Origin of the sequence: Phenylobacterium sp., from assembly GCF_965284355.1 — a bacterium.
Classification (GTDB): Bacteria; Pseudomonadota; Alphaproteobacteria; order Caulobacterales; family Caulobacteraceae; genus Phenylobacterium.
Window position 1 is genome coordinate 1488641 of sequence record NZ_OZ260078.1, and the last position, 12515, is coordinate 1501155.

The following is a 12515-nucleotide window of genomic DNA, read 5'->3' on the forward strand; positions in this document are numbered from 1 at the left end:
AGTCTGAAGCTATTCGGCCGCGACGGCGGCCGCGGCGCGGCGCTCGGCCGCCATATCGGTCAGCGCACGGCGGTAGTCGCGCGGCATCACCTTCACGAACGACGGCAGCACGGCGTCCCAGTTCTCCAGGATCTCGGCGGCGCGGGCGCTGCCGGTGTGCAGGTGGTGCCGCTCGATCAGGATGCGCAGCCGCTCGACGTCGTGGCCCAGCAGGTCGCCCATGCCGGCGTTCTCCACCGACACCGAGCGCTGGCTGGGCCTCAGCGCCTCGTCGCCCAGCGCGTTGATCTCGACGGGGTCGAGGTCGACCATGGCCTTGTTGCACAGGGCCTCGAAGCGCTTGCGCGGATCGTAGACGTAGGCCACGCCGCCGCTCATGCCCGCCGCGAAGTTGCGGCCGGTGTCGCCCAGCACCACCACGACGCCGCCGGTCATGTACTCGCAGCCGTGGTCGCCCACGCCCTCGACCACCGCCACCGCGCCCGAGTTGCGCACGGCAAAGCGTTCGCCCGCCACGCCCTCGAAGTAGGCCTCGCCGGCGATGGCGCCGTACAGCACCGTGTTGCCGACGATGATGTTGCGGGTGGGATCGCGACGGCTCTCGGCCGGCTGGCGCACCACGACACGGCCGCCCGACAACCCCTTGCCCACATAGTCGTTGCCGTCGCCGATCAGGGTCAGGCTGACGCCGCGGGCCAGGAAGGCGCCGAAGCTCTGGCCGGCCGTCCCGCGCAGGGTGAGCGCGATGGTGTCCTCGGGCAGGCCGGCGTGGCCGTAGCGCTTGGCGACTTCGCCCGACAGCATGGCGCCGGCGGTGCGGTTGACGTTGCGGATCGTGTACTCCGCCCGGACGGGTTCCCCCTTTTCAAGCGCCGCCTTGGCGTCGGCGATGAACTGGTGGTCCAGAGCCTTTTCCAGGCCGTGGTCCTGACGGTCCTTGTTCCAGAGACAGGCCTGGCCCTCGGCCGGCTTGGCGTACAGCAGGCGCGACAGGTCGACGCCGTGGGCCTTCCAGTGGTCGACCGCACGGGCCATGTCGAGGCGGTCGACGCGGCCGACCATCTCGTTGAGCGTGCGGAAGCCCATCTGCGCCATGATCGCCCGCAGCTCTTCGGCCACGAAGAAGAAGTAGTTGATCACGTGCTCGGGCTGGCCGGTGAAGCGCGCGCGCAGCACAGGGTCCTGAGTGGCCACGCCCACCGGGCAGGTGTTGAGGTGGCACTTGCGCATCATGATGCAGCCGGCCGCGATCAGCGGCGCGGTGGCGAAGCCGAACTCGTCGGCGCCCAGCAGCGCGCCGATGGCGACGTCGCGGCCGGTGCGCAGGCCGCCGTCCACCTGCACCGCGATGCGCGTGCGCAGGCCGTTCAGCAGCAGCGTCTGCTGGGTCTCGGCCAGGCCGATCTCCCAGGGCGAACCCGCATGCGTCAGCGAGGTGAGCGGCGAGGCGCCCGTGCCGCCCTCGAAGCCCGAGATGGTCACATGGTCGGCGCGCGCCTTGGCGACGCCCGCGGCCACGGTGCCCACGCCCACTTCCGAGACCAGCTTCACCGAGATGCGGGCCTTCGAGTTGACGTTCTTCAGGTCGTGGATCAGCTGGGCCAGATCCTCGATCGAGTAGATGTCGTGGTGCGGCGGCGGGCTGATCAGGCCCACGCCCGGCGTCGAGTGCCGGACCTTGGCGATGTTCTTGTCCACCTTGTGCCCGGGCAGCTGGCCGCCCTCGCCGGGCTTGGCGCCCTGGGCCATCTTGATCTGGATGTCGTCGGCGTTGACCAGGTACTCGGCGGTCACCCCGAACCGGCCCGACGCCACCTGCTTGATGGCCGAGCGCATGGAATCGCCGTTGGGCAGCTTCACGAAGCGGTCGGGCTCTTCGCCCCCCTCACCCGTGTTCGACCGCCCGCCGATGCGGTTCATGGCGATGGCCAGGGTGGTATGGGCCTCGCGGCTGATGGAGCCGAAGCTCATGGCGCCGGTCGAGAAGCGCTTCACGATCTCGGACGCCGGCTCCACCTCGTCCAGCGGGATCGGCGTCTCGGCGGGCTTGAAGCGCATGAGGCCGCGCAGCGCGAGCACGCGCTCGGACTCGTCGTTGATGGCCTTGGCGAACTTCTCGTACTCGGCCGGGATGTTGCCCCGCACGGCGTGCTGCAGGCCCGAGATCGATTCCGGGGTCCAGGCGTGAGCCTCGCCGCGCAGGCGCCAGGCGTACTGGCCGCCGACGTCCAGCATGGTCTTGTAGATGGGATTGTCGCCGAACGCGTCGCGGTGACGGCGCACCGTCTCCTCGGCCACCTCGGCCAGGCCCACGCCCTCGATCGTCGTGGCGGTGCCCGTGAAGTACTTGTCGATCAGCGCCGACGACAGGCCCACGGCGTCGAAGATCTGGGCGCCGCAGTACGACTGGTAGGTCGAGATGCCCATCTTGGACATCACCTTCATGATGCCCTTGCCGACGGCCTTGATGTAGTTCTTGCGCACGTCGTAGGCCGACAGCGTCAGGCCGTTCTTGACCCGCAGCTGCTCCAGCGTCTGGAACGCGAGGTACGGGTTCACCGCCTCGGCGCCATAGCCCGCCAGCACACAGAAGTGGTGCACCTCGCGCGCCTCGCCGGTCTCGATGACCAGGCCGGTCTGCATGCGCAGGCCCTGGCGGATCAGGTGGTGGTGCACCGCCGCCGTGGCCAGCGCCGCCGGGATCGGGATCCGTCCCGCCGACACCTCCCGATCCGACAGGATCAGGATGTTCATGTCGGCCAGCACGTTGTCGGTGGCCTCGCGGCACACGCGGTCCAGCGCGGCCTCGAGCCCCGCCGCGCCCTCTTCCGCCGGCCAGGTGATGTCGATCGTCGCGGTGCGGAACGCACCATCCAGCAGTTCGCTGACCGCCCGGATCTTGGCCAGGTCCTCGTCGGTCAGGATCGGCTGCGCCACTTCCAGCCGCTTATGGGTGCCGGCCTGGCGGCCCAGCAGGTTGGGCCTGGGCCCGATCATCGAGACCAGGCTCATCACCAGCTCTTCCCGGATCGGGTCGATGGGCGGGTTGGTCACCTGGGCGAAGTTCTGCTTGAAGTACTCGTAGAGCAGCTTGGCGCGGCCCGAGAGCACGGCGATCGGCGTGTCGTGGCCCATCGAGCCGATCGGGTCGTCCCCGTCGCGGCCCATCGGCTCCAGGAAGAACTGCAGGTCTTCCTGCGTGTAGCCGAACGCCTGCTGGCGATCGAGCAGGGTGCCGGTGTCGTTGGGCTGGGCCTCGGCGGCGACGCCCTCCAGCTTCAGCTCTTCCAGCTTGAACTGTGTCTCCGCCAGCCACTCCTCATAGGGCTCGGCTGCGGCGAGGGTCTTCTTGATCTCCTCGTCCTCGATGATGCGCCCTTCTTCCATGTCGATGAGCAGCATCTTGCCGGGCTGGAGGCGCCATTTCCTGAGGATGCGCTCCTCGGGAACGTCCAGCACGCCGGCCTCGGACGCCATGATCACATGGTCCTGGTCGGTGATGACGAAGCGGGCCGGACGCAGGCCGTTGCGGTCCAGCGTCGCGCCGATCTGGCGGCCGTCGGTGAAGGCCACGGCGGCCGGGCCATCCCACGGCTCCATCAGGGCGGCGTGATATTCGTAGAAGGCCTTGCGCTTGGCATCCATCAGCGGATTGCCGGCCCAGGCCTCCGGGATCAGCATCATCACCGCCTGAGCCAGCGGAATGCCCCCGGCGACCAGCAGTTCGAGCGCGTTGTCCAGGCACGCGGTGTCCGACTGACCGTGCGGGATCAGCGGCCACATCTTGTTGAGGTCGGGCCCCAGGAGATCGCTCTCCAGGGTGCGCCGGCGCGCATTCATCCAGTTCACGTTGCCGCGCACGGTGTTGATCTCGCCGTTGTGGGCGATGAACCGGTAGGGGTGCGCCAGCTTCCAGGACGGGAAGGTGTTGGTGGAGAACCGCTGGTGAACCAGGGCCAGGGCGCTCTCGCAGCGCTCGTCCCGCAGGTCCTTGTAGAAGCTGCCCACCTGGCCTGCGAGCAGCAGGCCCTTGTAGACCACCGTCCGCGTCGAGAACGACGGCAGATATACGTTGACCAGGTCGGGCAGGCCCCGCTTGGCGGCCACGTCGGCCAGCGGGTTCTGGAACTGCTTGCGCACGGCCAGAATCTTCCGCTCGTGGGCGTCCTGATCCCTCACGTTCGGGCCGCGGCCGACGAACGCCTGGCGGATCACCGGCATCGACGCCAGCACCGCCTCGCCCAGCCCGGTGGTGTCGACCGGCACGTCGCGCCAGCCCAGCAGCGGCTGCTTTTCCACCTTCAGGAAGTGCTCGAACTGCTCCAGCGCCGCGGCGCGGGCCAGGGCGTCCTGCGGCAGGAAGCACATCGCCACCGCGTACTCGCCCAGCGGCGGCAGCTCGACGCCCTCTTCCTTGGCCCACTCGCGATAGAGCCCGTCCGGAATCTGAATCAGAATCCCGGCGCCGTCGCCCACCAGCGGGTCGGCGCCCACGGCGCCGCGATGGTCGATGTTGACCAGAATCTGCAGGCCGGCCTGGATCACCTCATGCGATTTGCGTCCTTTGATATTGGCCACAAAGCCCACGCCGCACGCGTCGCGCTCGTTCCGGGGATCGTAGAGTCCTTGCCGTTCAGGCAGAGCCATCGTCGTCGTCTTCCAATCAACCACGCGCAAGCACGGCCCCACGTCTCGAACGAAGGGTCGCGCGCGCACCTCACCGCGCCTTTAAGCGGCAAGATCGTGCCTTGTCGATAGGTGGGCCTGCTGCCCAGGGGTAAACTTTTCTAATCCCCGGATCAGAAGGCGGTGATCCATGAGGCGCGCCCGAACGAGAGGATCGAGCTGTCGCCGGGAGGCGCGGCGTTCCGTCGCGAGCGGCACGCCAGCCGTCGGTCTTGTCCGCTCTCGGCTTGAAACGACAGCGGCGACGGCGCGTCGGACCTAGGCCACCAGCACCCCGTCGCCGCCACGGCGCGCCATCAACTGGTCGATCGTGCCGTAAAGACTGGTCATCGAGACCGGCTTCCAGATCACCTCGTCGGCCCCGGCCTCCCGGCAGTCGGCGTCGATCGTCGCGCCCGAGTCGGCCGTCACCACGATCACCGGAACGTTGGCCTTGTCGTCGCCACGCGCGCGGATGTGGCGGATGGCGGTCATGCCGTCCATTCCCGGCATACGCAGATCCATGAGCACCAGGTCGTAGTCGTTGGCCTCGATCATCGCGAGGCCCGCCGGGCCGTCCTCGGCCTCGGTCATCTCCATGCCGCCTGCGGTCAGCATCTCTCTCACGACGCGGCGGTTGACCTCGTTATCCTCGACGAACAAAACCCGCATGCGGGGAGCTCCAGATATGTCGGACGCCCGACACCCGACAGCCTACGCCTCCACGGTCGAGGTTAACATCGCCTGGGCGGCGCAAGGTTTCGATCCGGACATGTTGCCGCGCTTAGCCTGATGCGGGTCCGCGGCCTTCAGGCCCGCGTGAGACCGATGCGCGCGCCGCACAGCACGACCTCGCCGTCGGCGCCCAGGCGACCGCGCGCCTTGGCCCGGGCCCGCACGGCGTCAGGATCGCGCACCGCGACGTCGAAGGCGGCCACGCCCTCGCCCCGTCCGTCGGTCGCGCGGGTGAACCGGATCTCGCCGTCCTTCAGCGGGATCGACCAGACGTCGCCGCCGCCGGTCCGCTCGCGGCCCAGCACCTCGGCCCAACGCTTCGACATCGCGTCGGGATCGTCGGCCTGCACCTCGGCGGCGACGATCTTCGTCGACACGTCGGTCTTCACATTGTCCGTCCAGTTCGGACCGCCCCACTCCCAGCGGTCGTAGGGGACCATCTCGTCCAGCGACAGGATCGCCCCGCCCACGTCCTTCGGGTGCAGGTGGGTGAAATGGACGCCATCGCCGTCGAACAGGTCGGCGAAGCGCACGCCCTTGGCCGTCGCCAGCTCGCGCGACGCCTTGATGTCGTCCACCTGCAGGATGACCATGTAGCCGCCGTCGCCGCCGCGCTTCTCCAGCAGCCGCCCCGCCGTCGTCCCGGCCTGTGTGGGCGAGACGACCTCCAGGAAGGTGTCGCCGATCGGCCAGACGGCGTTGTGCAGGCCGTACTTCCGCACGCCGGGGTCGGCGTAGTCGCCGCCCAGGCCCAGCACGTCGACGATGTCGGCCTTGGCCGCGGCGAGATCCTCGCCCACCAGGGCGATCTGACGGATGCGCATGGTCTTCCTCCCACCTTTGTCGTAGCGGCCAGACTACCGAGCCGCCTGCCTTGGCGTCGAGCCTTACCGGGCGGCGCCTTCCGCCCTTGCGGCGAGGGGCCTATCGTCCCGGCCAAGAGGAAGGGAGATGAAGACCATGGCCGACATCGACACCGGGACCACCGACCTGCTCGCCCGCCAGGAGGGCGGCGTGCTGACGCTCACGCTCAATCGGCCCGAGGCGCGCAACGCGCTGTCCGGCGAGATGCTGAGCGCGCTGTCGCAGCAGCTGGCCTGGGCCGAACTCGAGCCGTCGGTGCGCTGCATCGTGGTCACGGGCTCGGGCAAGGGCTTCTGCGCCGGCGGCGACGTGAAAGGCATGGCCACCCGCAACTCTGGCGGCGAGCCTCAGAGCCTGGACGACCGCCTGCAGGGCCAACGGGTCAGCCAGCGGGCCACCTCGGGCAAGCTGTTCAAGATGGCCAAGCCCACCATCGCCGCCCTGCCCGGCGCCGCGGCCGGCGCGGGTCTCGGCATCGCGCTGGCCTGCGACCTGCGGATCATGGCCCGCTCGGCCGTGCTGACGACCGCCTTCGCCAAGGTGGGCTTCCCGGGCGACTACGGGGCGGGCTTCTTCCTGTCCAAGATGGTCGGCGCCGCCAAGGCCCGCGAGCTCTTCTACTTCTCCGACCGCGTGAGCGCCGACGAGGCCCTGGCGCTGGGCCTCGTGAACTGGGTCGTCGAGCCCGAAGAGCTCGAAGCCAAGACCAAGGAGATCGCCCAGAAGCTCGCCTCGGGCCCTTCGGTCGCCTTCCGCTACATGAAGGAAAACCTGAACCGCGCGCTCATGGGCGCCGACGTGGACGAGTACCTCGACATCGAGACCACCCACCAGGTCCACTGCAGCCAGACCCACGACCACCAGGAAGCCGCCAAGGCCTTCGTGGAAAAGCGCGATCCGGTGTTCCTGGGACGGTAGCTTTTCCCCTCCCTTCTGAACGTCATGGCCGGGCTTGTCCCGGCCACCCAGAAACGAGGCGATGAAGCGAGGGCCACGGCATGGCCGCGCGCACCTGGCAGCGGCAGCGTGTCTGGATCCCCGGGACAGGCCCGGGGATGACGTTCAAGAATGGGGGCTAGAAGACCGACCACCCCATGCGCGCCGCCAGCCGCTCCAGCGCCAGCGTGCCCACCTGGGAGTTGCCCACCTCGTTCAGCCCCGGCGACCAGACGGCCACCGCCGCCTTGTCCGGCACCACGGTCAGAATCCCCCCGCCCACGCCGCTTTTGCCCGGTAGGCCCACCTGGAAGGCGAACTCGCCCGAGGCGTCGTAGTGGCCGCAGGTCATCATGATGGCGTTGATGCGCCGCGCGTGCTCGGGCGACAGGATGCGCTCGCCGGTCAGCGGGTCCTGCCCCTCCTTGGCCAGGAACAGGCCAGCCCGGGCCAGCTGGCGGCAGGTGATCCGCAGCGAGCACTGGTGGAAATAGGTCTGCAGCACCTCCTCCACCGGGCTGTGCATGTTGTCGAAGCCGCGCATGAAGTTGGCCAGCGCATAGTTGCGGAAGCCGGTCGCCGCCTCGGAACTGGCCACCTCGCGGTCGACGTCGATGGTCTCGTTGTCGGCCAGCCGGCGCAGCGTGTCGCGGATGTCGGCGATCGCCTCGGTCGAGGTGCGCCCCGCCAGCACCGCATCGGTCACCACGATGGCGCCGGCGTTGATGAACGGGTTCCGCGGCACCCCCTTCTCGGCCTCGAGCTGGACGATCGAGTTGAACCGCGACCCCGACGGCTCACGCCCCACCCGCGCCCACAGGGCCTCGCCGATCCGGCCGAGCGCCATAGTCAGGGTGAAGACCTTCGAGATGCTCTGGATCGAGAACGGCATCCAGGCGTCGCCGTACTCCGCCGTCTCGCCCTCGGTCGTGATCACCGCCATGCCGAAGCGGTTGCCGTCCACTCGGGCCAGGGCGGGGATGTAGTCGGCGACCTTACCCTCGCCCCGATGGGCGTCCATCTCGCGCCCGACGGCGGCGACGGCTTCGGCGAGGGTCAGGGCTTCGGTCATGCCGAAGGCTAGAACGTCACCTTGGCGCTGAGAACCACCCGGCTGTCGTAGGTCTTGCCCAGGCTGTGCTTGTCGGTGTCGTGGTAGCGAAGGTCCAGGCCCAGGTTGTCGGTCAGCGCATAGCCCATGCCGACGTTCCAGGTGGTGTAGTCGCCCGCGCCGTCGAACGTCTGGCGGCCCAGCGCGGCGCTGAACGACAGCTTGTCGGTGGCCGAGAACTCGCCGTTGACCTCGTAGTACATCGACGTGTCGATATGCCCGTAGCTGTCGGGCACGTAGTACAGCCCGGTCCCCAGGGTGGCCGGCCCCAGCGGGATCGAGGCCTTGGCCTGCAGTTCGACGTAGTCCAGGTCGGCGCCCGAGGGGGCGTCCACATAGCCGTAGTACAGCACGCCCAGGTCCAGCGAGACCGCGCCCAGGGTCGGCGCGACGCCGGCGTAGATGTCGAACTCCGCGTCGGTGGAGTCGTTGAAGTCGACGTTCGAGACCCAGACCCCGCCGTAGAAGAGCCCGGAGGTCACATCGACGCCGCCGAACACCTGCGGGTTCTCATCTGTGTTGCTGACGCCGCGGAAGACGTAGTCGGTGGCGGCGCCGACGTTGAAGCTGACCGAGAGGTCGTTGTCCTGGGCCAGGGCGGGGCCGGTGGACAGGGCGGCCGCGACGGCGGCGAAAAGGAGGGTCTTGCGGAGGCTCATGCCGAATCCTTCGGAAGCGAGGGACACACTCAGCACGCAACACACTTAACGGAACCTTGGCGGCGTTCGGCGAAACGCGCCACCCGCAAGGCTCATCCCCCCAGCAAGACCTCGCTGAAGGCCCCGCGCATGCAGTGGTTCGAGCTCATCGAGGCCCCGTAGCCGCCGGCGTTCAACAGCGCGATCCGGTCGCCCTCGGCCAGCGGCGGCATCGGCTTGCCCCTGGCCCAGGTGTCGAGCGCCTCGTTGATGTTGCCGGCGATGGTGACCGGCCGCCACGGCCCGTCCCGCGGCGTGCACGCCACGGGCTCGCACGGCAGGTCGTAGTAGGCCGGCTCGGGCGCCAGGTTGAACCCGCCGTCCACCGCCACGAACGTCACGTCGCGCTTGGGTTCCACGTCCACGACGCCCAGCACCAGGACGCCCGCGTCCTTCACCAGAAAGTCGCCGGGCTCGACCGCCACGGTCACGTCGCGGCCCGCGAACCGGCGCTGCAGGATCGCCGCCCACCGGCTCAGGTCCAGCGGCCGGTCCCCCTCGCGGTGCGGCAGGCCCAGCCCGCCGCCCACGTTCACCGTCCGCACCTCGGGCGCGTCGTCCAGGAACCCCAGGCCTGCCCCCACGGCCGCGTCCCACGCGTCCAGCTCGTTGGTCAGGTACCCGCAGCCCACGTGGAAATGCAGCGAGGTGATGCTCAGCCCATGCGCCCGCGCCATCGCCAGCGCCTCGGGCCACTGCTGGCGATAGACGCCGAACTTGGTCACCTCGGCGCCGGCGTAGGTCAGCCGCTCGCTGCCGCCATAGCCCGTGCCGCGCTCAGGATTCACCCGCACCCCGATGGCCCGGCCCGGCGCCCGCTCGCCGATCCGCCGGATCTGGCCCACGCTGTCGCAGTTGATGGTCAGGTCCGGGTGCTTCAACAGCCGGTCCAGGTCGCGGTTCGACACCGCCGTGCCCGTGAAGCTGATGTCCCGGGCCGCGAACCCTGCCGCCACTGCGCGATCCACCTCGTCGGGCGAGCAGACATCGACGCCGCACTTGCCCCACCCGGCCATCGTCTCCAGCAGGGGAACGAAGCGGTTCGCCTTCATGGCGTAGTAAACCCGCGTCGGCCGGCCCACCGTCGCCAGCGCCGCCTGCAGCCGCCCCAGGTTCGCCGCCACCCGCTCGGCGCTGTACAGGAACAGCGGCCCCTCGGCCGCCTCGGCCATCGCGGCCACGTCGCGCCCGGCGAACATCAGCCGCCCGTACGCGTAGTCCAGATCGTCCCGCGCCCACCAGAACCGGGCCCCGGCCTGCGCGGCCGCCCGCGCGCTCACGCGGGGTCCAGCGTGGCCAGGTAGGCGCGGCCTTCGGCGTTGGCGCCCTCGGACCGGCCGGTGATCCAGCGGCGGCAGATGGAGGCGCCGCAATGGCAGGCGAACTGGCGGTACAGCACGTCCTCGGTGGCCGCATAGTCGATGGTCAGCAGCCCGCCCGCCTCGACATCCTTCAGCGCCTGGAGCTCGAACCGCGACATGTCGAGCCGGCAGTTGGGGTCGCAGGCGTGCGACAGGTAGCCGATGTACTTGGTGTCGGCGATGTGGAGTGTCTCGGTCACCTGCAGGCTGTGCAGCCGCAGCTCGGGCGTGATCAGGCCGGTGAAGTGATGCACCACGTCGCCCGCCCGGCGCGCCACCAGGGTCTTCACCCCCAGCCCATGCTCGGACGAGGTGTCCAGCACCTCGAGCGCCTCGTCCTCCGAGGCCAGGGATTCGCGGTTCGTCGACATCACGCGACCAGGATGCCCTATTCGCCCTAGGGTCGAGAAGGTGACACGAGGTCGTAGGACCTCGAAAAGCGCAGCCTGTTGCGCCCGTCGGCGCGCGCATAGCCGACGTCGTCCATCAGCTTGCGCACCAGATGCACGCCCAGCCCGCCCACGGCGCGGTCATCGACATCCAGGCTGGTGTCGGGCGTCGCCGCCGCGGTGGGGTCGAACGGCGCGCCGTCGTCGGCCACCTCGACCGCCACGCGGCCATCCCGGGCGCTCACCGCCACGTCCACGCGGGTCGCGCCGCTGTAGTCCAGCACGTTGCTCAGCACCTCGTCGGCGGCGATCATCACGGCGCTGGCCGCGGCCATAGGCACGCCGGCCTCGTCGAGCCACGCCTCGATCGCATCCATCAGGTGAGGAAGCCCCGCTCTGCCGCTGGAGAGCGAATGGGAGAAATCAGCGTCCATATCGCCCTTGCGGGGACTCATCTCCCCCACTCTAGTCACGTGGCCAATTATCGCAAACTGCCCGATACTGGCCATTGCAGGATCATGAGACGAGCCGATGCAGATCAGTGAACAGACCCGTGACGGCGCCTTGGTGATCCAGGCCTCCGGACGGCTCGACTCCAGTTCGGCCGGCGGGCTCGAGGCGGTGCTGCCCGCCCGCATCCAGACCCACGACAAGGTGGTGCTGAACCTGACCGACGTCGCCTACGTCTCGTCCGCGGGCCTGCGCGTGCTGCTGATCGGCGCCAAGGCGGCCCGCGCCGGCGGCAAGAAGCTGGCCCTGGCCGGCCTGTCGGACTCGGTCCGCGAAGTCTTCGACATCTCGGGCTTCACCAGCCTGTTCACCATCGCCCCCGACGTGGACGGGGCGATCGCCGCGCTGGGCTGACGGGCGGCGGCGGGAGGATTGCTGCCGCGCTGCAGACATGTTCTTTCGTTCCAACTACTTCCTGGCGATGGTACACTTTGCGGACGGGCCGCCCGGAGGGGTCGGCCGGTCGCCTTGCGTAAGGGGCAAGTATGCAGCGTCGGCTTTGGGCGATGGCCGTTGTGGCGATGGCGCTGATCGCATCGCCAGCGATGGCCAAGGTAGTCATGGTGAATGCGATCTTGGACCTGACCGCAGCCACTGAACGGTACCCCGGCCTTGGCTGGTATGAGCTCACAACCTTTACCGCGCCCGTAACTATTGCCGAGGGCGACACCATAGACATAACCCTGACCTTCCTAGGCGATCAGAGAGTTTCGATCACTCAAGACCCTGAAAAGAACTACGCCTTTGCATTCGCGAGGTTGCGGGGTGCCTATGATGCCTACCCCGCCTATGACGGACCAAGCGTATATTGGTCGACCATGACCGAGCTCTTGGACCTACAGGGACCGGCCCGCGCCATCTCCAGCTACGCATATACCGGATACGGCGGCGGGACGTCTGTTGCAGCCGTATCCGGCGCGGCTTTCTTTTTCATCGACGGCGCAGCAACAGCGTCGTTTTCCGGCTTCCACACAGTCTTGGATGTCCTCTCGCTCGCAGAGTACTCGAGCGGCGGCCCGACTACGTTCGACGCTTCCATGATCGACTTCAACTTTGGGCTCGACACGCTGGGAGTGCCGGAGCCTTCGGCGTGGGCCTTGATGATGCTGGGCGTCGGCGCCGCTGGCGCCACATTGCGACGAACCCGCCGGCACTCAGTGTTGGGCGCGCCAAAGAGCTATCGCTAGCGCTGGCGGAAGCACTGACTGTCCCTCTCGTCGGTCTTTCATACCTGGCCGCGATTTCC

At 68.7% G+C, this 12515-nt stretch carries 11 protein-coding genes; 3 read left to right on the forward strand and 8 right to left on the reverse strand.

Features of this window, described 5'->3' with window-relative positions; translation table 11 throughout:
- Positions 1-9 precede the first annotated feature (9 nt).
- The 3 genes from gltB to ACQ66R_RS07210 form a co-directional block, all read right to left on the reverse strand.
- Complete coding sequence (gene gltB / locus ACQ66R_RS07200) at positions 10-4647, reverse strand: glutamate synthase large subunit (RefSeq protein WP_430420540.1); 4638 nt, start codon at positions 4645-4647, stop codon at positions 10-12.
- A 297-nt stretch (positions 4648-4944) separates the two neighbouring features.
- Positions 4945-5337: a response regulator gene (locus ACQ66R_RS07205; protein WP_430420542.1), complete on the reverse strand. Its 393-nt coding sequence runs from the start codon at positions 5335-5337 to the stop codon at positions 4945-4947.
- Positions 5338-5474: 137 nt separating this feature from the next.
- The gene (locus ACQ66R_RS07210) at positions 5475-6224 is read right to left on the reverse strand and encodes a VOC family protein (protein WP_430420544.1); all 750 of its coding nucleotides are present in this window, start codon (positions 6222-6224) and stop codon (positions 5475-5477) included.
- Between the two features lie 127 nt (positions 6225-6351).
- On the opposite strand from ACQ66R_RS07210, the gene ACQ66R_RS07215 reads away from it, so the two are divergent.
- Positions 6352-7182 carry an enoyl-CoA hydratase-related protein gene (locus tag ACQ66R_RS07215; RefSeq protein WP_430420546.1) on the forward strand — a complete coding sequence of 277 codons (831 nt, stop codon included), beginning with the start codon at positions 6352-6354 and terminating at the stop codon, positions 7180-7182.
- 157 nt (positions 7183-7339) lie between these two features.
- On the opposite strand, the gene ACQ66R_RS07220 is transcribed toward ACQ66R_RS07215, so the two are convergent.
- The 5 genes from ACQ66R_RS07220 to ACQ66R_RS07240 all read right to left on the reverse strand — a co-directional run bounded on the left by ACQ66R_RS07220 (position 7340) and on the right by ACQ66R_RS07240 (position 11214).
- On the reverse strand, positions 7340-8272 hold the full coding sequence (locus tag ACQ66R_RS07220) for a glutaminase (RefSeq protein ID WP_430420548.1): 933 nt from the start codon (positions 8270-8272) through the stop codon (positions 7340-7342).
- A gap of 8 nt (positions 8273-8280) precedes the next feature.
- Positions 8281-8970: a TorF family putative porin gene (locus ACQ66R_RS07225; RefSeq protein ID WP_430420550.1), complete on the reverse strand. Its 690-nt coding sequence runs from the start codon at positions 8968-8970 to the stop codon at positions 8281-8283.
- 92 nt (positions 8971-9062) lie between these two features.
- Positions 9063-10289, reverse strand: coding sequence for a diaminopimelate decarboxylase (locus ACQ66R_RS07230; RefSeq protein ID WP_430420552.1), 1227 nt, complete (start codon positions 10287-10289; stop codon positions 9063-9065).
- On the reverse strand, positions 10286-10741 hold the full coding sequence (locus ACQ66R_RS07235; protein ID WP_430420554.1) for an SET domain-containing protein-lysine N-methyltransferase: 456 nt from the start codon (positions 10739-10741) through the stop codon (positions 10286-10288). Before ACQ66R_RS07235 ends, ACQ66R_RS07230 begins: the two co-directional genes overlap by 4 nt.
- Before the next feature lie 26 nt (positions 10742-10767).
- Positions 10768-11214 carry an ATP-binding protein gene (locus ACQ66R_RS07240; RefSeq protein ID WP_430420556.1) on the reverse strand — a complete coding sequence of 149 codons (447 nt, stop codon included), beginning with the start codon at positions 11212-11214 and terminating at the stop codon, positions 10768-10770.
- A gap of 76 nt (positions 11215-11290) precedes the next feature.
- On the opposite strand from ACQ66R_RS07240, the gene ACQ66R_RS07245 reads away from it, so the two are divergent.
- Together ACQ66R_RS07245 and ACQ66R_RS07250 are read left to right on the forward strand one after the other, a co-directional pair.
- Positions 11291-11623, forward strand: a complete 333-nt coding sequence (locus ACQ66R_RS07245; protein WP_430420558.1) for an STAS domain-containing protein — start codon at positions 11291-11293, stop codon at positions 11621-11623.
- A gap of 131 nt (positions 11624-11754) precedes the next feature.
- Positions 11755-12456 carry a PEP-CTERM sorting domain-containing protein gene (locus tag ACQ66R_RS07250; protein ID WP_430420560.1) on the forward strand — a complete coding sequence of 234 codons (702 nt, stop codon included), beginning with the start codon at positions 11755-11757 and terminating at the stop codon, positions 12454-12456.
- Positions 12457-12515 lie beyond the last annotated feature (59 nt).

Bases quoted from the DNA above. Each gene is read 5' to 3' on its own strand.
- ACQ66R_RS07245 (WP_430420558.1), top strand. From the start codon at position 11,291: ATGCAGATCAGTGAACAGACCCGTGACGGCGCCTTGGTGATCCAGGCC.
- ACQ66R_RS07215 (WP_430420546.1), top strand. From the start codon at position 6,352: ATGAAGACCATGGCCGACATCGACACCGGGACCACCGACCTGCTCGCC.
- ACQ66R_RS07220 (WP_430420548.1), bottom strand. From the start codon at position 8,272: ATGACCGAAGCCCTGACCCTCGCCGAAGCCGTCGCCGCCGTCGGGCGC.
- ACQ66R_RS07210 (WP_430420544.1), bottom strand. From the start codon at position 6,224: ATGCGCATCCGTCAGATCGCCCTGGTGGGCGAGGATCTCGCCGCGGCC.
- ACQ66R_RS07240 (WP_430420556.1), bottom strand. From the start codon at position 11,214: ATGAGTCCCCGCAAGGGCGATATGGACGCTGATTTCTCCCATTCGCTC.
- ACQ66R_RS07235 (WP_430420554.1), bottom strand. From the start codon at position 10,741: ATGTCGACGAACCGCGAATCCCTGGCCTCGGAGGACGAGGCGCTCGAG.
- gltB (WP_430420540.1), bottom strand. From the start codon at position 4,647: ATGGCTCTGCCTGAACGGCAAGGACTCTACGATCCCCGGAACGAGCGC.
- ACQ66R_RS07250 (WP_430420560.1), top strand. From the start codon at position 11,755: ATGCAGCGTCGGCTTTGGGCGATGGCCGTTGTGGCGATGGCGCTGATC.
- ACQ66R_RS07205 (WP_430420542.1), bottom strand. From the start codon at position 5,337: ATGCGGGTTTTGTTCGTCGAGGATAACGAGGTCAACCGCCGCGTCGTG.
- ACQ66R_RS07225 (WP_430420550.1), bottom strand. From the start codon at position 8,970: ATGAGCCTCCGCAAGACCCTCCTTTTCGCCGCCGTCGCGGCCGCCCTG.